The following is an 18,772-nucleotide window of genomic DNA, read 5'->3' as shown; positions in this document are numbered from 1 at the left end:
GGGACACCGGGGCCGTGGGGCAGGGGCCAGGGACCTGGGCGCCACGGCCGGATCACGCCAGCAGGCTGCCCCGTTGGGCCAGGAGGAAGCGCTTGAACGCGGCCACCGGGGGCGTGTCCGGATGGCCCTCCAGCCACGCGACGCCGATCTCGCGGACCGCGCGCGGCGCGGTGACGGAGAGCTCGGCGACGCCCGGCCGCGGCACCGCCGGGGGCGGCAGGAGGGCGACGCCGAGGCCCGCCGCGACCAGACCGCGCAGGGTCTCCGCCTCCTCGCCCTCGAAGGCGATCCGCGGGGTGAACCCGGCCTCCGCGCACAGCGCGTCGGTGATCCGGCGCAGCCCGAAGCCCGGCTCCAGGGTCACGAAGAGTTCGGCCGACGCCTCGGCCAGCCGCACGCGCTTGCGCCGGGCGAGCCGGTGGTCGTCGGGGACGACCAGGCGCAGCCGCTGCTCGTCCAGCCGGCGGGCGACCAGGTCGGGTGCGTCCGGGACCGGCGAGGTCAGGCACAGGTCCAGCTCCCCGGCGCGCAGCCGGTCGAGCATCGCCTCGCCGTAGTTCTGGACGAGTTGGAAGCGGACGCGGGGGTGCTCAACCCGGAAGGCGCGGATCAGGCCGGGCACGGTCTCGGTGCCGAGGGTGTGCAGGAAGCCGAAGGCGACCTTGCCGCCGGCCGGGTCGGCGTCGGCCCGTACCGATTCGGCGGCGCGCTCCACCTCGGCCAGCGCGCGCTCGGTGGAGAGCAGGAAGGTGCGGCCCGCCGGGGTGAGCGCGACCGCGCGGCCGCGCCGGGCGAACAGCGCGACGCCCAGGTCCTGTTCGAGCCGGGCCATGGCGCGGCTGAGGGTGGACTGCGGTACGCCGAGTTCGTGCGCGGCGCGGGTGACGTGCTCGTGGCGCGCCACGGCGGCGAACTGCGCCAGCCGGGGAGCCAGCTCGGCCGCCCACGATCCGTGGTCGGCGTCGACTGTCACCGCGGTGTCTTTTTCGTTGCGGACGCGTGACACCGACCGCGCTGACCTCTGCTCATGCTGCACAGCATCGATTATGACCGGTCTGTGCATTGGACGCATGAGATGGAGCGTACATACATTCGGGGCATGCCTCCTGCTGATACCGGGGCGTCCACCGCTAGCCGTGTGGGCGCCTCCCCTTCGCCGTCCGTATCCACCGACTCCTCCGAGCGGCTGAGCCCGGGCGGCCCCGGCTACCGCCGGATGAGCTTCGCCCTCTTCGCCGCCGGGGTCGCCACCTTCGCGCTGCTGTACTGCACCCAGGCCCTGCTGCCCGCGATCTCCGCCGACCTCGGGGTCTCCCCGGACCAGGCCAGTTGGACCGTCTCCGCCGCGACGGGCGCGCTCGCGCTGGCGGTGCTGCCGCTGAGCGTGCTGTCCGACCGGTTCGGCCGGCGGGCGATGATGACCGCCTCGCTGTGCGGCGCGGCGCTGGTCTCGCTGCTGATCCCCTTCGCGCCGGACCTCGGCTGGCTGATCGCGCTGCGCGCGGTGCAGGGCGTGGCGCTGGCCGGGCTGCCGGCCGCGGCGATGGCGTACCTGGCGGAGGAGGTGCGCCCCAAGGCGCTGATCGGCGCGATCGGTCTGTTCGTGGCGGGCAACAGCATCGGCGGCATGTCGGGCCGGATCGTCACCGGCTGGGTGGCGCAGGCGTGGGGCTGGCGGGCGGCGCTGGGCGCGGTGGCCGTGCTGGCCGTGGCGTCCGCCGTGGTCTTCCGGCTGCTGATCCCCAAGGCGCGGCACTTCCGGCCGAGTCCGCTGAGCCCGCGCGCGGTGGCCCGTACCGTCGCCGGGCACCTGTCGGACCCGCTGCTGTGCCGGCTGTACGCGATCGGCGCGCTGTTCATGACCGTGTTCGGCGCGGTCTACACGGTGATCGGCTACCGGCTGGCGGGCGAGCCGTTCCACCTGCCGCAGGGTGTGGTGGGCTCCATCTTCCTGGTCTATCTGGTGGGTACGGCGTCTTCGGCGGCGGCCGGGCGGCTGGTGGGCCGGCTGGGGCGGCGCGGCGCGCTGTACCTGGCGGTGGGCACCACGGCGACGGGTCTGCTGCTGACGCTGACCGAGGCGCTGGGCGCGGTGCTGCTGGGCCTCGTCCTGATCACCGCGGGCTTCTTCGCGGGCCACGCGGTGGCGTCGTCGTCGGTGAGCCGGGCGGCCACCACGGGCCGCGCGCAGGCGTCGGCGCTCTACCAGACGGCGTACTACCTGGGCAGCAGCGTGGGCGGGGCGCTGGGCGCCATCGCCTTCAACGCGGCCGGCTGGGAGGGCACCGTGGTGCTGGGCCTGGTGGCGATGGTCGGCGCGGCGGGCATCACGCTGTACGCGACGCGCAAGGCGCTGGTGGAGCGGCGCGCCCTGGCGGCGGCCCGCTGACCGCCGGGCGCCCGGCGCCGCAGGGCACGCGGCCCGCTCCCCGCATCGGTTGGGGGCGGGCCGTCGGCGTACCCGGCAGCCCCGCGACAGGCCTCAGTACGCGAACTGCATGTACTGCGGCCGCTCGGGAAGCGGGGTGAAGCCGGCCTTCGCGTAGACCGGCTGGGCGTCCTCGGTCGAGAGCAGGATCCGCCGGAGCCCGTACGGGGCCAGGCACTCCCGGGCCGTGGCCGCCAGGGCGCCGCCGATGCCGTTCCCCCGGTGGTCCGGGGAGACGTAGACATCGCACAGCCAGCCGAAGGTGGCCAGGTCGGTGACGACGCGCGCATAGCCGGCCTGGGCACCGTCCGGGCCGTAGACGCCGAGGTTCAGCGAGGTCTCCATGGCGCGCCGGACGGTCTCCAGGCTGCGGCCGGTGGCCCAGTACGTGTCGGTGGACAGCCACCGGTGCACCTGGTCGAGGTCGAGCCGGTCCCGCTCGGTCGAGATCTCATACGAGCCGGGCAAACGGACGTTCACAACAGGCATGTTGACGGTCATGACTGACGATATCCGCTCAGGAAGCGGCCGATGCGGCCGATGCCCGCCTCCAGGTCGTCGGCGTACGGCAGCGTGAGGATGCGGAAGTGGTCGGGGCGGGGCCAGTTGAAGCCGGTGCCCTGGACCACCTGGATCTTCTCGCGCAGCAGCAGGTCCAGGACGAACTTCTCGTCGTCGTGGATCGGGTACACCTTCGGGTCGAGCCGGGGGAACGCGTACAGCGCGCCGCGGGGTTTGACGCACGACACCCCGGGGATCTCGTTGAGCTTCTCCCAGGCCCGGTCGCGCTGTTCGTGCAGCCGGCCGCCCGGCAGGACCAGGTCCTCGATGCTCTGGCGCCCGCCGAGCGCCGCCTGGATGGCGTACTGGGCCGGGGCGTTGGCGCACAGCCGCATGGAGGCCAGCATCGTCAGGCCCTCCAGATAGTCGCGGGCGTGCTGCTTCGGGCCGCTGACCACGACCCAGCCGGAGCGGAAACCCGCCACGCGGTACGCCTTCGACAGGCCGCTGAAGGTCAGGCAGACCAGGTCGGGGGCGAGGGTGGCGGTGTGGTGGTGGACCGCGCCGTCGTAGAGGATCTTGTCGTAGATCTCGTCGGAGAAGACCATCAGGTGATGGCGGCGGGCGAGGTCGAGGATCCCGTCGAGGATCTCGCGCGGATAGACCGCCCCGGTGGGGTTGTTGGGGTTGATGATCACGACCGCCTTGGTCCGGTCGGTGATCTTCGACGCCATGTCGTCCAGGTCGGGGTACCAGTCGGCGGACTCGTCACAGATGTAGTGCACGGGCTTGCCGCCCGCGAGCGTGGTGACCGCGGTCCACAGCGGGAAGTCGGGTGCCGGGATGAGGATTTCGTCGCCGTCCTCCACCAGCGCCTGCACGGCCATCGAGACCAGCTCGGAGACCCCGTTGCCGAGGAAGACGTCGTCGACGCCGACATCGGGCAGGCCGCGCTGCTGGTAGTGCTGGGCCACGGCGCGGCGGGCGGGGAGGATGCCGCGCGAGTCGGTGTAGCCGTGCGCCCGCGGCAGCATCCGGATCATGTCCTGGAGGATCTCCTCCGGAGCCTCGAACCCGAAGAGCGCGGGGTTGCCGGTGTTCAGGCGCAGCACGCTGTGCCCGGCCTCCTCCAGGGCGTCGGCGTGCTCGATCACCGGCCCGCGGATCTCGTAGCAGACCTCGCTGAGCTTGCTCGACTGCCGGAACTCCATGCGCTGGCCTTCCCGTCATCCCGTGCGCCGCCCGATGACGACGCCACTTGGTTCTACCAAGTTCGCGCTTGGAAAGTCCAACGACATGTCTAGACTGGGGCGCATGCCACGCCGAAGCTATGCCCAGTACTGCGCGATCGCGCGGGCCCTCGACACCGTCGGTGACCGGTGGACGCTGCTGATCGCGCGGGAACTGCTGGCGGGACCCCGCAGATACACCGACCTGCACGCCGACCTGCCGGGCGTCAGCACGGACATGCTCGCCTCGCGGCTCAAGGACCTGGAGCGCGACGGCGTCCTCACCCGGCGCAGGCTCGCCCCGCCCGCCGCGGCCTCGGTCTACGAACTCACCCCGCGCGGCCACGCCCTGCTGCCGGTCCTGAGCACCCTGGCCGACTGGGGCGCGGAGGGCCTCGCCGAGCGGCGCCCGACGGACGCGGTCCGGGCCCACTGGTTCGCGGTGCCGCTGATGCGGCGGCTGCGGGCGCTGTTGGGGGCGCGGGCCGGGGTGGTGGAGGTGCGGCTGCCGGAGGGGGTCTTCCACCTCCGGTTCGCGGCGGACGCGGAGCCGGCGTACGGGGACGGGCCCGCCGAGCGCGCGGACGCCGCGCTGGCGCTGGATGGCGAGGTGTGCGCGGAGCTGGCGCGCGACGCGATGACGGTGGCGGAGGCGGTGGCTTCCGGAGCGGTCCGGGTATCCGGCGAGGGAGCTGTGGCGGACGCGCTGCGGGGCGATGGCGTGTGACGGCACGCAGCCGCTGCCCCGGCGTGTGACGGCACGCGCCGCCGCCCTGGCGCGTGACGGCACGCCGCACAGGGCGCGCCCTCTCCGTCAGGAGGGCCGCGCCGCGCTGATCAGGCGGCGGGTGGGGCGACCAGGGTGTCGGGCTGGTTCGCGCGGCGCAGGGAGTCGGCGACGAATCCGGCGGCCTTCAGCTCCTCGACCAGGTCGCGGAGGAAGCGGACGGTCTCGGGCCGCCGGGTCCTGGTGGTGCCCACCGCCTGCCGGATCTGCATGAACCGGCCCTCGATCAGCCGGACTTCGGGATGCGCCGCCGCGAACTCCGTCATCGGCTGCCTGATGCCGGCCGCGACCTCCAGGCCCTCGGCGCGGAACGCGCCGACTCCTTCCTCGCCGCGCACGACGGTCGCGTGCCGGAGGGTGCGGGAGAGGTAGAGGTCGTATGCCGAGCCGCGCTTCACGCCGATCCGCACGCCCGCGCGATCGACGTCGGCGACCGTGGTGAGGGCAGAGTCGCGGGGCACGGCGTACACGCCCTCGATCACGACGTACGGCGCGGTGAAGGCGACCTCGGCCTCGCGTGCGGGCTCGACGGCCAGGAAGCACATGTCGGCCCGGCCCGCTGCCATGGCCTCGTACGACTTCCGGGCGGCGTCGAAGCAGACCAGTTCCACCGGCATGTCCAGCCGCGCGCCGACCTCACGCGCGATGTCGACCGTCACGCCGGTCGGTACCTGCGGCGTGCCCTGGGCCAGCACCGGGTTCCCCAGATTGATCGAGGCCCGCAGCACGCCGGTCGGCGCCAGGTCCTCGGCGATGGCAGCAGTCGCGATCCCCATGGGGCGGAGTGTAGGACACGCCCCCGGGACCCCGTTCGGGGGCGTTCCCTAGGGGGCTTGTGGGGGTAAACCCCCACCGACATCTGCCAGTTGGCAGGATGTCGCGGGCGCGGAAGCCGGGCGAGGCTGGTCCGTATGACGAAGTCCAAGCGCAACGCCGCCCTGCTCGCCGCCTCCGCCGCGGTCCTCGGTCTCACCGCACCGCTGACCGCCACGGCGTCGACCGTCGGCGCCCCCGCGGTGCCCACGTCCCTTGACTGGGCGAAGTGCGAGGGGCGCGGGCTCGACCCGCGGCAGGAGTGCGCGACCGTCGAGGTGCCGATGGACTACGCCGACCCCGGCGGCAAGAAGATCGGCATCGCCGTCTCCCGCATCCCCAGCGAGAATCCGTCCGCCCGCCGGGGCGCGCTGCTGCTGATCGCCGGCGGGCCCGGCGGTGACAGCCTCGGCGACCCTTCGGGCAAGGGACAGAAGCTGCCGCAGGAGGTGAGGGACGCGTATGACCTCATCGGGTTCGCGCCACGCGGCAACGCACCTTCGACTTCGGTGAGTTGCGAGGTCGAACCCGGTGACCTCGCCCTCACGAGGATGCGCCCCTGGCCCGCCCCCGACGGCTCCGTAGCCGAGAACATGGCCACCGCCCGGCGCGTGTCGGATGCCTGCGCGCGCAACGGCGGTGAGCTGATGAAGCACATCAGCACCAAGAACAACGCCCGCGACATCGACCGCATCCGGGCGGCGCTCGGCGAGCGCAAGCTGTCGGCGTGGGGCGTCTCGTACGGCACGTATGTCGGCGCCGCCTACAGCGAGCTGTTCCCACACCGCACCGACCGCATCGTGCTGGACAGCAACGGCAACCCCGACCCCGTGCGCGCGGAGCGCGCCTGGCTGCAGGCGCTCGAGGCGGGCGTCGAGGACACCTTCCCCGAGTTCGCCAAGTGGGCGTCCGCGCCCGGCAACCCGGACCGGGTCGCCGACACGGCGGCCGAGGTGCGCCCGCTCTTCCTCCGCCTCGCCGCCCGCCTGGACCGCGAGCCCATCCCCTGGCCCGGCGCCAATCCGGCGGAGCTGAACGGCAATGTCCTGCGTCAGACCATGCTGGACAGCTTCTACGACCCCGACGACTACCCGACCCTGGCCAAGCTGATGCTGGCCGCACGCAAGGGCACGGTGCCACCCGCGCCGCCGACCCCGCCGGAGGCGGCACTGCAGAACTACACCGCGGTCGGCGCGGCCACCATCTGCAACGATGCCGCCTGGCCGAAGTCGGCCACCGGGTACGAGAAGGGCGTCTCCGAGAGCCGGGCGAAGTACCCGCTCACCGCGGGCATGCCGAGGAACGCGATGCCCTGCGCCGCCTGGCCGTACCCGCCGAAGGAGGCCCCCGTACGGATCACCGACCGCGGCCCGTCCAACGTCCTGCTCATACAGAACGAACGCGACCCGGCCACCCCGCTGAGCGGCGCCCTGAAGCTGCGCGACGCCCTGGGCCGGCGCGCCACCATGGTGACCGTGAACTCCACCGGCCACGACGCCTACCTGGCCAACGGCAACGAGTGCGGCGACCGGACCGTCTCCCGCTATCTGGCGACGGGGGAACGGCCCGGTCGCGACATCTACTGCCGCTAGGCGATCGGAAGCCCGTTTCAGGCGATGCGGTCCAGCACGATCGGGTTCGGGGTGAACTCCGCCCCCGGGGCGGCGATCTCGACCGCGCCGTCCAGGGCCGCGAGCGCGTAGTCGTACTTCTCCGGGGTGTCGGTGTGCAGCGTCAGCAGGGGCTGGCCCGCGGTCACCGTGTCGCCCGGCTTGGCGTGCAGTTCGATGCCCGCGCCCGCCTGCACCAGGTCCTCCTTACGGGCCCGGCCCGCGCCCAGCCGCCAGGCGGCGACGCCCACGGCATACGCGTCCATGGCCGTGAGCACGCCGGTGCTCTGCGCGGTGATCACGTGCTGCTCGCGGGCGACCGGCAGCGGTGCGTCCGGGTCGCCGCCCTGAGCGGCGATCATGCGGCGCCAGTGGTCCATCGCGGAGCCGTCGGCCAGCGCGTCGGCCGGGTCCTTGCCCTCCACGCCCGCCGCGGCCAGCATCTCGCGGGCCAGGGCCACGGTCAGGTCCACGACGTCCGCCGGGCCGCCGCCCGCCAGCACCTCGACCGACTCGCGGACCTCGAGGGCGTTGCCGGCGGTGAGGCCGAGCGGGGTGGACATGTCGGTGAGCAGGGCGACGGTCTTCACGCCGTGGTCGGTGCCCAGGCCGACCATCGTCGAGGCCAGTTCGCGGGCCGAGGCGATGTCCTTCATGAAGGCGCCGGAGCCGACCTTCACGTCCAGCACCAGGGCGCCCGTGCCCTCGGCGATCTTCTTGGACATGATCGAGGAGGCGATGAGGGGGATGGACTCGACGGTGCCGGTGACATCGCGCAGCGCGTACAGCTTCTTGTCGGCCGGGGCGAGGCCGTCGCCCGCCGCGCAGATGACCGCGCCGACGTCCCGGAGGACGTTCAGCATCTCCTCGTTGGACAGCAGCGCCCGCCAGCCGGGGATGGACTCCAGCTTGTCGAGGGTGCCGCCGGTGTGGCCCAGGCCCCGGCCGGAGAGCTGGGGTACGGCCGCGCCGCAGGCGGCGACGAGCGGGGCCAGCGGAAGGGTGATCTTGTCGCCGACGCCGCCGGTGGAGTGCTTGTCCGCGGTCCGGCGGGGCAGGGAGGAGAAGTCCATCCGCTCGCCGCTCGCGATCATCGCGGCGGTCCAACGGGCGATCTCCGCCCGGTCCATGCCGTTGAGGAAGATCGCCATCGCGAGCGCGGACATCTGCTCGTCCGCGACCTCGCCGCGCGTGTAGGCGTCGATGATCCAGTCGATCTGGCCGTCGGTGAGGCGGCCGCCGTCGCGCTTGGCGCGGATGACGGAGATGGCGTCCATGGTGCGGGCAGCCTTTCTGATCACGTGCGTATCGCGTGGGTGACGCGATGGATGTGACGCACTGTGGTGCGGAGGTGGAATCCCAAGGGGCGTGGCCCCTGGCCTCGGGCCAGGGGCCACGCCCTTCGGACGGCGGCGGGGAGCCGCCTCCCGGTTACGCGTGTAGACCCTAACGCTGGAGGTCGGCCGGGCCGAAGGCGTCCGGCAGCAGTTCGGCCATCGGGCGGATGCCGGTGGCCGTGTCCACCAGGAGTTCGGGGCCGCCGTGCTCCCACAGCAGTTGGCGGCAGCGGCCGCACGGCATCAGGACGGCGCCGTGCCGGTCGACGCAGACGAACGCGGTGAGGCGGCCGCCGCCGGTGGCGAACAGCGCGGAGATCAGACCGCATTCGGCGCACAGCGCGACCCCGTACGCCGCGTTCTCCACGTTGCAGCCGCTCACGACGCGGCCGTCGTCGACGAGGGCGGCCGCGCCCACCGGGAAGCCGGAGTACGGGGCGTAGGCCCGGGACATCGCGTCCCGGGCCTCCGCGCGCAGCGCCTCCCAGTCGGGGGCGGTGCTCATGTCGCTCACTTGCCCTGTCCCTTGCGGTAGGGCCTGCCGATCGCCTTTGGCATCCGCAGCCGTTGCGCGGCCAAGGCCATGACCAGCAGCGTCACCAGGTACGGGGTGGCGCTGACCAGCTCGTTCGGCACGGTGTCGGTGAGCGCGTACCAGACGACCAGGACCGCCGCGACGCCGGCGTTCACCGCGGCCGCGACCATGGCCTTGCGGTAGACCTTCCAGGCGGCGAACAGGGCGAGGCCGATCGCGGCCAGGAGCAGCAGGGCGTGGACGGTCGGGCCGCCGTTGCGCAGTTGGAGCGCGTCGGTGTAGCCGAACAGGCCCGCGCCCATGGCCAGGCCGCCGGGGCGCCAGTTGCCGAAGAGCATGGCGGCGAGGCCGATGAAGCCGCGGCCGCCGGTCTGGCCCTCGTTGTAGATGTGCGAGCGGACCATGGCGAGGAAGACGCCGCCGAGGCCGGCCAGCGCGCCGGAGGTGACCACGGCCGCGTACTTGTACAGGTACACGTTGACGCCGAGGGACTCGGCGGCCGTCGGGTTCTCACCGCAGGACCGCAGCCGCAGGCCGAACGAGGTCTTCCACAGCACGAAGAACGTGCCGACGACGAGCGCGATGGCGACGAGGGTCAGGGCCGAGATGTCGGTGACGAGGCCGCCGAGGAGACCTGCGACGTCGGAGACGAAGAACCAGTGGTGCTTCTCGACGTCGGCGAGCCAGTCGGACAGGCCCGGCACGGTGAAGTCCTGGATGTCGTCGACCTTCGGCGACTGCCTGGGGCTGCCGCCCTCCTCCTCCAGCGGCCCGAACCAGCGCTTGGCCAGGTAGCTGGTGGCGCCGAGCGCCAGGATGTTGATCGCGACACCGGAGATGATGTGGTCGACGCCGAAGGTGACGGTGGCGATGGCGTGCACCAGGCCGCCGACCGCGCCGCCGAGGACGCCCGCCAGGACGCCGACCCAGGGGCTGGTCTGGTAGCCCGCCCAGGCACCGAAGAAGGTGCCGAGGATCATCATGCCTTCGAGGCCGATGTTGACCACGCCGGCCCGCTCGGCCCACAGGCCGCCGAGGCCCGCGAGTCCGATCGGGACCGCCATGGACAGGGCGGCGGTGACCTGTCCGGAGGAGGTGATGCTGTAGAACGCGTTCTGGTCCTTGGCCGAGACCAGTGCGCTCACCACCGACAGCAGGACCAGGGCTCCCGCGACGAGCAGCAGCACCTTGGCGAACGACAGCCGGCGCGGCGCCTCGGGCCGTACCGAGGTGGCGGACTTGGGAGTGGTAGCCGTGGCACTCATGCTGCCACCTCCTTCTTCTTGGCCTGGGCGGCGAGTTCCGCGCCGACGCGCTGCTGCTGGCGCTTGAGCGCGAAGCGGCGCACCAGCTCGTAGGAGATGACGACACACAGGACGATCACGCCCTGCATCACGCCGACGATCTCCTTGTCGTAGCCCTCGAACTCGAGCTTGCCCGCGCCGCGCTCCAGGAAGGTCCACAGCGCGGCGGCCAGCGCGATGCCGACGGGGTTGTTGCGACCGAGCAGCGCGATGGCGATGCCGGTGAAGCCGACGCCGGTGGGGAAGTCGGCGGTGAACTGGTGGGTGTCGTTCAGCACGGTCGGCATGCCGACCAGGCCGGCCACCGCGCCGGAGAGCACCATGCTGGTGATGATCATGCGCTTGACGTCGACGCCGCTGGCGCGGGCGGCGGACTCCGAGCGGCCCACCGCGCGCAGGTCGAAGCCGAAGCGGGTACGGGCCAGCAGGAACCAGTAGCCCAGGCCCGCCAGGGCCGCCACGACGATGAAGCCCCAGATCGGGTCCAGGCCGGGTCCTGCCGGGATGGTGAAGAAGTGGCTGGACTCCGGCAGCGGCTCGGTGGAGACGACGCCGGACTCCTTGTCGAGGACGGCGAGGCGGCCGTCCACCAGCAGGTAGCCGATCAGCGTGGTCGCCAGGAAGTTCAGCATGATCGTGCTGATCACCTCGCTGACGCCGCGGTAGACCTTGAGCAGGCCTGCGATGGAGGCCCACATCGCGCCGACCAGCATCGCGACGAGGATGATCAGCGGGATCTGGACGAACCCGGGCAGCGACAGGGCGCCGCCGACGACGGCCGCGAGGAACGCGGCGAGCCGGTACTGGCCGTCCACGCCGATGTTGAACAGGTTCATCCGGAAGCCGATGGCCACCGCGAGGCCCGCGAGGAAGTACCCCGTGCCCTTGTTGAGGATGTAGACCTGACTGTCGGACTTGGAGCCGTATTCGAACATGATGCTGAACGCGTTGAACGGCTCCTTGCCGGTCGCCGCCAGCACCAGTGCGGTCAGCAGGAACGCCGCGATCAGGGCCAGCAGCGGCGCCGCGATCGCCAGGACCACGCGCTCCTTGTCGATCCTGCGCAGGATCGACTGCGAGGAGCCCGCTGGGGCCTGCGTCTTCTCGGTGGTGTTCATCGGTCCTCTCCCCCGGCGTCCCGGCCTTCGTCGGTGGGGGTTTCGTGGTGCTCCAGATGGCCGGACGCGGCGCCGGTCATGGCCGAGCCCAGCTCCTCCGGGGTGATCGTGGCGGGGTCGGCGTCGGCGACGAGCCGGCCGCGGTACATCACGCGCAGGGTGTCGGACAGGCCGATCAGCTCGTCCAGGTCCGCGGAGATGAGCAGGACGGCGAGTCCCTCGTGGCGGGCCTCACGGATCTGGTCCCAGATCTGGGCCTGCGCGCCGACGTCCACGCCGCGGGTCGGGTGCGCGGCGATCAGCAGCTTGGGCTGGTGGCTCATCTCCCGGCCGAAGATCAGCTTCTGCTGGTTGCCGCCGGACAGCGAGGCCGCGGTGACCTCGATGCCGGGGGTGCGGACGTCGTAGTCGCGCACGATCCGCTCGGTGTCCCGCCGGGCGGCGGCCGGGTCCAGCAGGACGCCCTTGCTGTTGGGCTTCTCGGTGACGTGCCCCAGGATGCGGTTCTCCCACAGCGGGGCCTCCAGCAGCAGGCCGTGCCGGTGGCGGTCCTCGGGGATGTACCCGATGCCGTCCTCACGCCGCTTGCGGGTGGGCGCGTGGCTGATGTCGGCGCCGTCGAGGGTGATGGTGCCGTGGTCGGCGTCGCGCATGCCCATGATGGCCTCGACGAGCTCGGCCTGGCCGTTGCCCTCGACGCCGGCGATGCCCAGCACCTCGCCCTTGTGGATGGTGAAGCCGATCCGGTCCAGGACCGCGCGCTCCACCCCGTCCACGTCCCGCGCCATCAGGTGCAGGCCGTCGACGGTGAGCATGGCGACGTCGGTGACGGTGGACTCGCGGGCCTCCGGCGAGGGCAGCTCGCTGCCGACCATCAGCTCGGCCAGCTGCTTGGGGGTGGTCTCGGCGGGGACGACCGACGCCACGGTCGTACCGCGCCGGATGACGGTGATGTCGTCGGCGACCGACAGCACCTCGCCCAGCTTGTGGGAGATGAAGATGACGGTCAGGCCCTCGGACTTCAGCTCGCGCAGGTTGTCGAAGAGCGCGTCGACCTCCTGCGGGACGAGCACGGCGGTCGGCTCGTCGAGGATCAGGGTGCGGGCGCCGCGGTAGAGGACCTTGAGGATCTCCACGCGCTGCCGGTCGGCGACGCCGAGGTCCTCCACGAGGGCGTCGGGGCGCACCCCGAGGCCGTACGCGTCGGAGATCTCCTTGATCTTGGCGCGGGCGCCGGACCCGATGCCGTACAGCTTCTCCGCGCCGAGGACGACGTTCTCCAGCACGGTGAGGTTGTCGGCCAGCATGAAGTGCTGGTGCACCATGCCGACGCCGCGGGCGATGGCGTCCGCCGGGGAGTGCAGCTCCACCTGGGTGCCGTCGATCGCGATGGTGCCCTCGTCGGGACGCTGCATCCCGTAGAGGATCTTCATCAGGGTCGACTTGCCCGCGCCGTTCTCGCCGCAGAGGGCGTGGACGGTCCCGCGGCGCACGGTGAGGTTGATGTCGTGGTTCGCGACGACTCCGGGGAACCGCTTGGTGATTCCGTGGAGCTCTACGGCGACGTCTCCTGAGACGTCGGCAGGTGGCTCGCCCGGGACGGGCTTGGCGGCTTTGATGGCGCACTCCTGAGGGGTGGGACAGCGGCGGAAAGATCGCGTGGGGGGCGCGGCGTGCGATGGACCTGGCGGACGGTGCGTCATCCCCCAGGTCCATCGAACACGCTGTGGTGAGCTGCGGCCGGCGATCGGGCCGCGCTCGACGGGCCGGGATCAGCCCTTGTAGGTGTCGACCACCGTGATCTTGCCGTCGATGATCTTCTTCTTGGCCTCTTCCAGCTTCGGCTTGATGTCGTCGAGGAAGCCGCCGGAGTAGGACAGGCCCACGCCGTCGGTCTTCAGCGAGAACCGCTGGGCGCCCTCAAGCGGCTTCTTGTCCTTGAGGACGCTCTTGATGAAGTCGTAGACGGCGATGTCGACGTTCTTCACGGCCGAGGTCAGGATCGAGTGCTTGTAGGCGTCCAGGCTCGGGTCGGCGTACTGGTCGCTGTCGACGCCGATGGACCAGGTGCCCTTCTTCTTGCCGGTCGCCTCGATGGCGCCGGCGCCGGAGCCGCCGGCCGCCGAGTAGATCACGTCGATGTCGTTGGAGAGCATGCCGTCGGCGATGTCCTTGCCGCGGTCGGGCTGGCCGAAGCCGGACGCGTTCGGAGCGACCCACTGGACGTCCACGGTCGCCTTGGGCTTGGTGTCCTTGACGCCCTGCGCGAAGCCGCCGGCGAACTTCTTCAGCAGCGGCGCGCTGGAGTCACCGCCGATGAAGCCGACCTTGTCGGTCTTGGACTTCAGCGCGGCGGCGACACCCGCCAGGTACGAGCTCTCGTTCTCGGTGAAGACCAGGCTGGTGACGTTCGGGGCGTCGACGACGGAGTCGATGATCGCGAAGTCGGTGTCCTTGAACGCGTCTTCCTTGGAGATCTTGGTCACCGCGGCGTTGTACTTGAACCCGACGGCAATCACCGGGTTGTAGCCGGCCGTGGCCAGGTCCTTGAGCTTCTGGTAGCGGTCGGCGTCGGTGTCGGTCTCCTTGGCCGTCAGGTCCTTGCCCGCGACGTCGAATTCCTTCTTGGCCTTGTCGAAGCCCTTGGCGGCGGAGTCGTTGAACGAGTGGTCGCCGCGGCCGCCGACGTCGTAGGCGAGGCCGATGCCCTTGTCCTTGCCGCCCTCTTCGGAGCTGCTGCCACAGGCGGTGAGCGAGAAAGCGAGAGTCGCGGTGGCGATGCCCGCGACGGTGATCGTGGATACCCGGCGCACGAGGGGTCCCCTTCGGCTCGAAAGCGCCTCCTTTGGCGCTGGTTTCGCCGCATCGTAACGCGCGTAGATGTCAGATAAAGGGGTGCTTCGAAGCCGTTATCGGATCGTCGCGAACCTGGCTTGGCCGCCACGTCTACAGAAAGTGTCGATCATGTAAAAGTGGGTGTCCGGACCGAATTCCGGCCACCGCACGCGACCATTCCTACTACGGAACGTGACGATCGAGCATCGCCGCGGCCGTGAAGAGCTCCACACCGACCTGGATGGCCCCCTCGTCCACATCGAAGTCGCCGCGGTGCAGGTCGCGCCGCGTGGTGTCCCCCGGCCGCCGGACCCCGAGCCGGGCCATCGCGCCGGGCACGTGTTCCAGATACCAGGAGAAGTCCTCGCCGCCAAGGCTCTGCTCGGTGTCCTCCACGGAATCCACCCCGTGGCGCAGCACCATCGCCCGGCGCAGCAGCTCGGTGGAGGACGGCTCGTTCACCACCGGCGGCACCCCGCGGACGTACTCGATCTCCGACTTGGCGCCGTACAGGGCGGCGATCTCGTCGATCGCGGCGTGCACCAGGTCGGGGGCCTCGCGCCAGGCGGGCAGGTCCAGGCAGCGGACCGTCCCGGAGAGCTCGGCGCGCTGCGGGATGACGTTGCAGGTGTGGCCGGTCGCCAGCCGCCCCCAGGTCACCGCGAGGCCGGCGCGGGCGTCGACGCGGCGGGCCAGCAGCGCGGGAACCTCGGTGGCCACCTTGGCGGCGGCGGTCACCAGGTCGGTGGTCAGGTGCGGGCGCGCGGTGTGTCCGCCCGCCCCGTTCAGCGCGACCTCCAGCCGGTCGCAGGCGGAGGTGATCGCCCCCGTCCGCAGCCCGATCCGGCCCACCTCCACCTTGGGGTCGCAGTGCAGCGCCAGGATCCGGCCGACGCCGTCCAGCGCCCCCGCCTCGACCACGTCGGCCGCGCCGCCGGGCAGCACCTCCTCGGCGGGCTGGAACAGCAGCCGCACGGGATGCGTGAGCCGCCCCGCGCGGTGCATCTCGGCGAGGACCAGACCGGCGCCGAGGACGACGGTGGTGTGCACGTCATGGCCGCAGGCGTGCGCCCGGTCCGGGACGGTGGAGCGGTACGCCACGGTCTTGGTGTCCGGGATGGGCAGTCCGTCGATGTCCGCGCGGAGCGCCAGCATGGGCCGCGCGCCGACGGCGGTGTCCTTGGGGCCGATGTCGCAGATCAGCCCGGTGCCGGTGGGCAGCACCCGGGGGCTGAGCCCGGCCTGCTCCAGCCGGGCCTTGATCGCCGCGGTGGTACGGAACTCGCAGTTGCCCAGCTCCGGGTACCTGTGCAAGTCGCGGCGGAACGCGATGAGTTCGTCCCGCAGCGCCTCGGACAGCGTGCCGGTCGGCTCCGCGTCGACGGCGGTCACGGCGTCGGCGGTCACCGCGTCGACGGCGTCGACCGTGGCGACAGCGGCGGCAGGTTCGACCGCGGTGAGGGCCTCGGGACTCGTCGCAGGGGACATCACGTGGTTCACCCGATGAAGCGTATGCCGATCCATGCGGCGGCTGGGGCGCGATCAACGAAATTTCAGCCCCATAGGGGACGAAAACCCGGCCTGATCGCGCATGATCTCCCTTGTCAGGGGGTATACCGGCGCTTTTTCGGGACTGTCGTGAAGAAACGGGGTCTTCTCAGAGTGTGGACGGTGCCGACTTCAGGCGGTGCACATCGCGGGCCGTGCCCGTGACACCGGAGAGGAAGCCCTGGGCGCGCGGTGAGGCGTCACGCGTCAGCCAGGCCGGATCCACATCGCAGACCGCCACCCGCACACCGGTGCCCGCGAGCGCGAGCGGCAGCGTGTGGACGACCGTCGACGGGAAGCTGAGGATCGTACGCCCTATGGGACCGCGGCGGGCGATCAGCTCCAGCGGCAGATCGGGCCGTACGACCTCCAACCCGATCTCCGCGCTCACCCGGTGCAGCTTGTCCGCGCTCTCGCGGCGGTGCGCGAAATAGCGGGTGGCACCGTGCGTCCGGGCCAGCGCGGCGACCGCCTCCAGGTAGCGGTCCAGGTCCACCACCCCGGTCTCGACCAGCGACGTACCGACCAGGTCGGTGCCCTGGGTGAGGCGCGGGGGGCCGAACCGCGCGCGGGTCCAGGCGAAGGAGTTCGGGGTGACGGTGACGCCCGGCGGCGGCTCTACGGGCATCGAGCTGAACACCTCGACCCGGCGGTCCCCGCCGGGGGTGAGCCGACGGCGCGCCGTCGCGGACACGGGTGCGAAGACGACATCGCGGGCCCCTCGGCCGCTGCCGCGCCGATGCCAGCGCACCAGGCGCTCGCCCCTCGCCAGCTGGGAGATGAACTCCATCGTGGCCGTGCCGTCGTCCACGACGACCAGGTCGCGCGCGCGGGTGAGGGTCAGCAGGAGCTGGACGTAGCGGGAGAACGGGTCCCCGATGACGATCCGCTCGGCACGCCGCAGCGGGCCGGAGAGCCCGCCGACGGTGCGGAACGGCGCCGCCGCCCCGCCGCGCGCCTCCTCCCAGCGCACTGTGACGCCCTCGTCACGGGCGAGTTCCGCCATCCGGCGGAGCTGGCCACGGGTCATGGGGTCGTGCGGGGAGAGCACGACGATGGTGAGGTGCCCGACGGCACCGCCGAGCACGGGGGCGTTGACGGCGCCGGAACCGGTGACGTCCGGGCCGGGCTCGGCGCGGGCCCCGGCGTCCGGCGCCGCACCGCCGATGCCGCCCGCCTCCGGCCGGGCACCGGACGCGGTCCCGTGCCCGGCGGCGGGGTCCGCCCCTGGTCCGGGCGGCGGCCCGGCCGCGGACGGCGCCCCGCCCGGGGCGGCGGGTCCCGTACCGGACGCCGCCGGGGGCTCCGGGGCGGGAGCGGCCCCGGGGCCCGCGCCCTCCGCGGGCGCGGGCCCCGGCCCGGACGACGCCCCGGACAACGGGCCGTACGACGGGGCGGACACGCGAACCGCGCCCTCACCGGGCACCAGGCCCGGCTCGGACGCGGGTTCCGCGCCGGCGGGCGTCGCCCCCGGCCCGGAGGGGAGGGGTTCGCCCGCCGCCCGCAGGGCGTCGGTGTAGGCCCACTCCAGGACGTTCAGCAGCTGGACCGGGCTCTCCACGAAGGCGAGGGTCTCGGGCTGACGTGCCGCGTCGCGCGGCAGGGGCCGGATGCGGCGCGCGGGAGTACCTGCCGCATCCGGGGGCGGTGGGCCGCTCGGCGGCCCGGCCGGTGTCGTCTCCACCAGTGACCTGTCAGTCCTGTCCGGTTCCGGTCCCGTCGTCTCCAGTGCCGTCCCGTCAGACCGCGGCCGGCTCGCGGTCGCCCGCCTCGGCGACGACGCCCGCGACGCGGCGCAGCTTCTTCATCGGGCCGAGCTCGCTCTCGTAGACCTTCTTCACACCGTCGCCCAGCGACTCCTCCACGACGCGGATGTCGCGGACCAGGCGCTGCAGGCCCTGCGGCTCGACGGACGCGGCCTGGTCCGAGCCCCACATCGCGCGGTCCAGCGTGATGTGGCGCTCGACGAAGACGGCGCCGAGAGCGACGGCGGCCAGCGTGGTCTGCAGGCCGGTCTCGTGGCCGGAGTAGCCGATCGGGACGTTGGGGTACTCGGCCTGCAGGGTGTTGATCACGCGCAGGTTCAGTTCCTCGGCCTTGGCCGGGTACGTCGAGGTGGCGTGGCACAGCAGGATGTTCTCGCTGCCGAGCACCTCCACCGCGTGGCGGATCTGCTTCGGGGTGGACATGCCGGTCGACAGGATGATCGTGCGGCCGGTGGCGCGCAGGGCGCGCAGCAGCTCGTCGTCGGTCAGCGAGGCGGAGGCGACCTTGTGGGCCGGGAGGTCGAACTTCTCCAGGAAGGCGACGGCCTCGGTGTCCCACGGGGAGGCGAACCAGTCGATGCCGCGCTTCTTGCAGTGCTCGTCGATGGCGCGGTACTCGTCCTCGCCGAACTCCACCCGGTGGCGGTAGTCGATGTACGTCATCCGGCCCCACGGCGTGTCGCGCTCGATGTCCCACTGGTCGCGGGGGGTGCAGATCTCCGGGGTGCGCTTCTGGAACTTGACCGCGTCGCAGCCGGCGTCGGCCGCGGCGTCGATCAGCTTGAACGCGTTCTCCAGGTCGCCGTTGTGGTTGATGCCGATCTCACCGGTGACGTAGACGGGCTGGCCGGGGCCGGCGATCTTCTGGCCGAGGGCGCGGAGGCGGATGTTGGAGCTCACGTGAAACCTTTCGGAAGGTCCCGGCCGTCGAGGCCGGGGCGGAACAGAGTCGATTGGGCTG

The 18,772-nt window shown here is 72.1% G+C and carries 16 protein-coding genes; 3 read left to right on the top strand and 13 right to left on the bottom strand.

Going from position 1 to position 18,772, the window contains the following annotated elements:
- Positions 1–52: 52 nt before the first annotated feature.
- A complete protein-coding gene (locus tag ACQUSR_RS20060; protein WP_431047727.1) occupies positions 53–1,063 on the bottom strand; it encodes a LysR substrate-binding domain-containing protein in 1,011 nt (336 codons plus the stop codon).
- A 36-nt stretch (positions 1,064–1,099) separates the two neighbouring features.
- On the opposite strand from ACQUSR_RS20060, the gene ACQUSR_RS20055 reads away from it, so the two are divergent.
- The gene (locus ACQUSR_RS20055; RefSeq protein WP_431043956.1) at positions 1,100–2,389 is read left to right on the top strand and encodes an MFS transporter; all 1,290 of its coding nucleotides are present in this window, start codon (positions 1,100–1,102) and stop codon (positions 2,387–2,389) included.
- Positions 2,390–2,482: 93 nt separating this feature from the next.
- Here ACQUSR_RS20055 and ACQUSR_RS20050 read toward each other — a convergent pair whose 3' ends face one another.
- Together ACQUSR_RS20050 and ACQUSR_RS20045 are read right to left on the bottom strand one after the other, a co-directional pair.
- The gene (locus tag ACQUSR_RS20050; RefSeq protein WP_431043955.1) at positions 2,483–2,917 is read right to left on the bottom strand and encodes a GNAT family N-acetyltransferase; all 435 of its coding nucleotides are present in this window, start codon (positions 2,915–2,917) and stop codon (positions 2,483–2,485) included.
- Between the two features lie 8 nt (positions 2,918–2,925).
- A complete protein-coding gene (locus ACQUSR_RS20045; RefSeq protein ID WP_431043954.1) occupies positions 2,926–4,140 on the bottom strand; it encodes a pyridoxal phosphate-dependent aminotransferase in 1,215 nt (404 codons plus the stop codon).
- A 103-nt stretch (positions 4,141–4,243) separates the two neighbouring features.
- Here ACQUSR_RS20045 and ACQUSR_RS20040 point away from each other — a divergent pair, with 103 nt between their 5' ends.
- Positions 4,244–4,885, top strand: coding sequence for a winged helix-turn-helix transcriptional regulator (locus ACQUSR_RS20040; protein ID WP_431043953.1), 642 nt, complete (start codon positions 4,244–4,246; stop codon positions 4,883–4,885).
- A 110-nt stretch (positions 4,886–4,995) separates the two neighbouring features.
- On the opposite strand, the gene ACQUSR_RS20035 is transcribed toward ACQUSR_RS20040, so the two are convergent.
- Positions 4,996–5,721: a transporter substrate-binding domain-containing protein gene (locus ACQUSR_RS20035; RefSeq protein WP_431043952.1), complete on the bottom strand. Its 726-nt coding sequence runs from the start codon at positions 5,719–5,721 to the stop codon at positions 4,996–4,998.
- Between the two features lie 135 nt (positions 5,722–5,856).
- Between ACQUSR_RS20035 and ACQUSR_RS20030 the strand changes: the two genes are divergently transcribed.
- Positions 5,857–7,350 (top strand): alpha/beta hydrolase, encoded by a 1,494-nt coding sequence (locus ACQUSR_RS20030; RefSeq protein WP_431043951.1) that lies wholly within the window; start codon positions 5,857–5,859, stop codon positions 7,348–7,350.
- A 17-nt stretch (positions 7,351–7,367) separates the two neighbouring features.
- On the opposite strand, the gene ACQUSR_RS20025 is transcribed toward ACQUSR_RS20030, so the two are convergent.
- The 9 genes from ACQUSR_RS20025 to ACQUSR_RS19985 form a co-directional block, all read right to left on the bottom strand.
- Positions 7,368–8,645, bottom strand: a complete 1,278-nt coding sequence (locus ACQUSR_RS20025) for a thymidine phosphorylase (protein WP_431047725.1) — start codon at positions 8,643–8,645, stop codon at positions 7,368–7,370.
- A gap of 169 nt (positions 8,646–8,814) precedes the next feature.
- On the bottom strand, positions 8,815–9,210 hold the full coding sequence (locus tag ACQUSR_RS20020; protein ID WP_431047723.1) for a cytidine deaminase: 396 nt from the start codon (positions 9,208–9,210) through the stop codon (positions 8,815–8,817).
- A gap of 5 nt (positions 9,211–9,215) precedes the next feature.
- Positions 9,216–10,505, bottom strand: a complete 1,290-nt coding sequence (locus tag ACQUSR_RS20015; RefSeq protein WP_431043950.1) for an ABC transporter permease — start codon at positions 10,503–10,505, stop codon at positions 9,216–9,218.
- Positions 10,502–11,611: an ABC transporter permease gene (locus tag ACQUSR_RS20010; protein WP_431047721.1), complete on the bottom strand. Its 1,110-nt coding sequence runs from the start codon at positions 11,609–11,611 to the stop codon at positions 10,502–10,504. The genes ACQUSR_RS20015 and ACQUSR_RS20010 overlap by 4 nt, the downstream gene beginning before the upstream one ends.
- Before the next feature lie 47 nt (positions 11,612–11,658).
- Positions 11,659–13,365, bottom strand: a complete 1,707-nt coding sequence (locus ACQUSR_RS20005) for an ABC transporter ATP-binding protein (protein WP_431043949.1) — start codon at positions 13,363–13,365, stop codon at positions 11,659–11,661.
- Between the two features lie 69 nt (positions 13,366–13,434).
- Positions 13,435–14,475 carry a BMP family lipoprotein gene (locus ACQUSR_RS20000; protein WP_431043948.1) on the bottom strand — a complete coding sequence of 347 codons (1,041 nt, stop codon included), beginning with the start codon at positions 14,473–14,475 and terminating at the stop codon, positions 13,435–13,437.
- 205 nt (positions 14,476–14,680) lie between these two features.
- Positions 14,681–15,985: an amidohydrolase gene (locus ACQUSR_RS19995; protein WP_431047719.1), complete on the bottom strand. Its 1,305-nt coding sequence runs from the start codon at positions 15,983–15,985 to the stop codon at positions 14,681–14,683.
- A 169-nt stretch (positions 15,986–16,154) separates the two neighbouring features.
- Positions 16,155–17,213 carry a hypothetical protein gene (locus ACQUSR_RS19990; protein ID WP_431047717.1) on the bottom strand — a complete coding sequence of 353 codons (1,059 nt, stop codon included), beginning with the start codon at positions 17,211–17,213 and terminating at the stop codon, positions 16,155–16,157.
- Positions 17,214–17,784: 571 nt separating this feature from the next.
- Entirely contained in the window at positions 17,785–18,711 is a 927-nt protein-coding gene (locus ACQUSR_RS19985) for an N-acetylneuraminate synthase family protein (protein ID WP_431043947.1), read from the bottom strand.
- Between the last annotated feature and the right edge of the window lie 61 nt (positions 18,712–18,772).

Source organism: Streptomyces sp. P1-3 (genome assembly GCF_050613155.1).
In the GTDB taxonomy this organism is placed as follows: domain Bacteria; phylum Actinomycetota; class Actinomycetes; order Streptomycetales; family Streptomycetaceae; genus Streptomyces.
The sequence above is the reverse complement of the archived record's forward strand: the minus strand, read 5'-3'. Positions and strand labels throughout refer to the sequence as shown.

Coding starts and splice junctions, on each gene's coding strand:
- ACQUSR_RS20020 (WP_431047723.1), bottom strand. CDS start 9,210: ATGAGCACCGCCCCCGACTGGGAGGCGCTGCGCGCGGAGGCCCGGGAC.
- ACQUSR_RS20045 (WP_431043954.1), bottom strand. CDS start 4,140: ATGGAGTTCCGGCAGTCGAGCAAGCTCAGCGAGGTCTGCTACGAGATC.
- ACQUSR_RS19995 (WP_431047719.1), bottom strand. CDS start 15,985: ATGTCCCCTGCGACGAGTCCCGAGGCCCTCACCGCGGTCGAACCTGCC.
- ACQUSR_RS20055 (WP_431043956.1), top strand. CDS start 1,100: ATGCCTCCTGCTGATACCGGGGCGTCCACCGCTAGCCGTGTGGGCGCC.
- ACQUSR_RS20025 (WP_431047725.1), bottom strand. CDS start 8,645: ATGGACGCCATCTCCGTCATCCGCGCCAAGCGCGACGGCGGCCGCCTC.
- ACQUSR_RS20015 (WP_431043950.1), bottom strand. CDS start 10,505: ATGAGTGCCACGGCTACCACTCCCAAGTCCGCCACCTCGGTACGGCCC.
- ACQUSR_RS20060 (WP_431047727.1), bottom strand. CDS start 1,063: ATGCACAGACCGGTCATAATCGATGCTGTGCAGCATGAGCAGAGGTCA.
- ACQUSR_RS20050 (WP_431043955.1), bottom strand. CDS start 2,917: ATGCCTGTTGTGAACGTCCGTTTGCCCGGCTCGTATGAGATCTCGACC.
- ACQUSR_RS20040 (WP_431043953.1), top strand. CDS start 4,244: ATGCCACGCCGAAGCTATGCCCAGTACTGCGCGATCGCGCGGGCCCTC.
- ACQUSR_RS20035 (WP_431043952.1), bottom strand. CDS start 5,721: ATGGGGATCGCGACTGCTGCCATCGCCGAGGACCTGGCGCCGACCGGC.
- ACQUSR_RS20030 (WP_431043951.1), top strand. CDS start 5,857: ATGACGAAGTCCAAGCGCAACGCCGCCCTGCTCGCCGCCTCCGCCGCG.
- ACQUSR_RS20005 (WP_431043949.1), bottom strand. CDS start 13,365: ATGACGCACCGTCCGCCAGGTCCATCGCACGCCGCGCCCCCCACGCGA.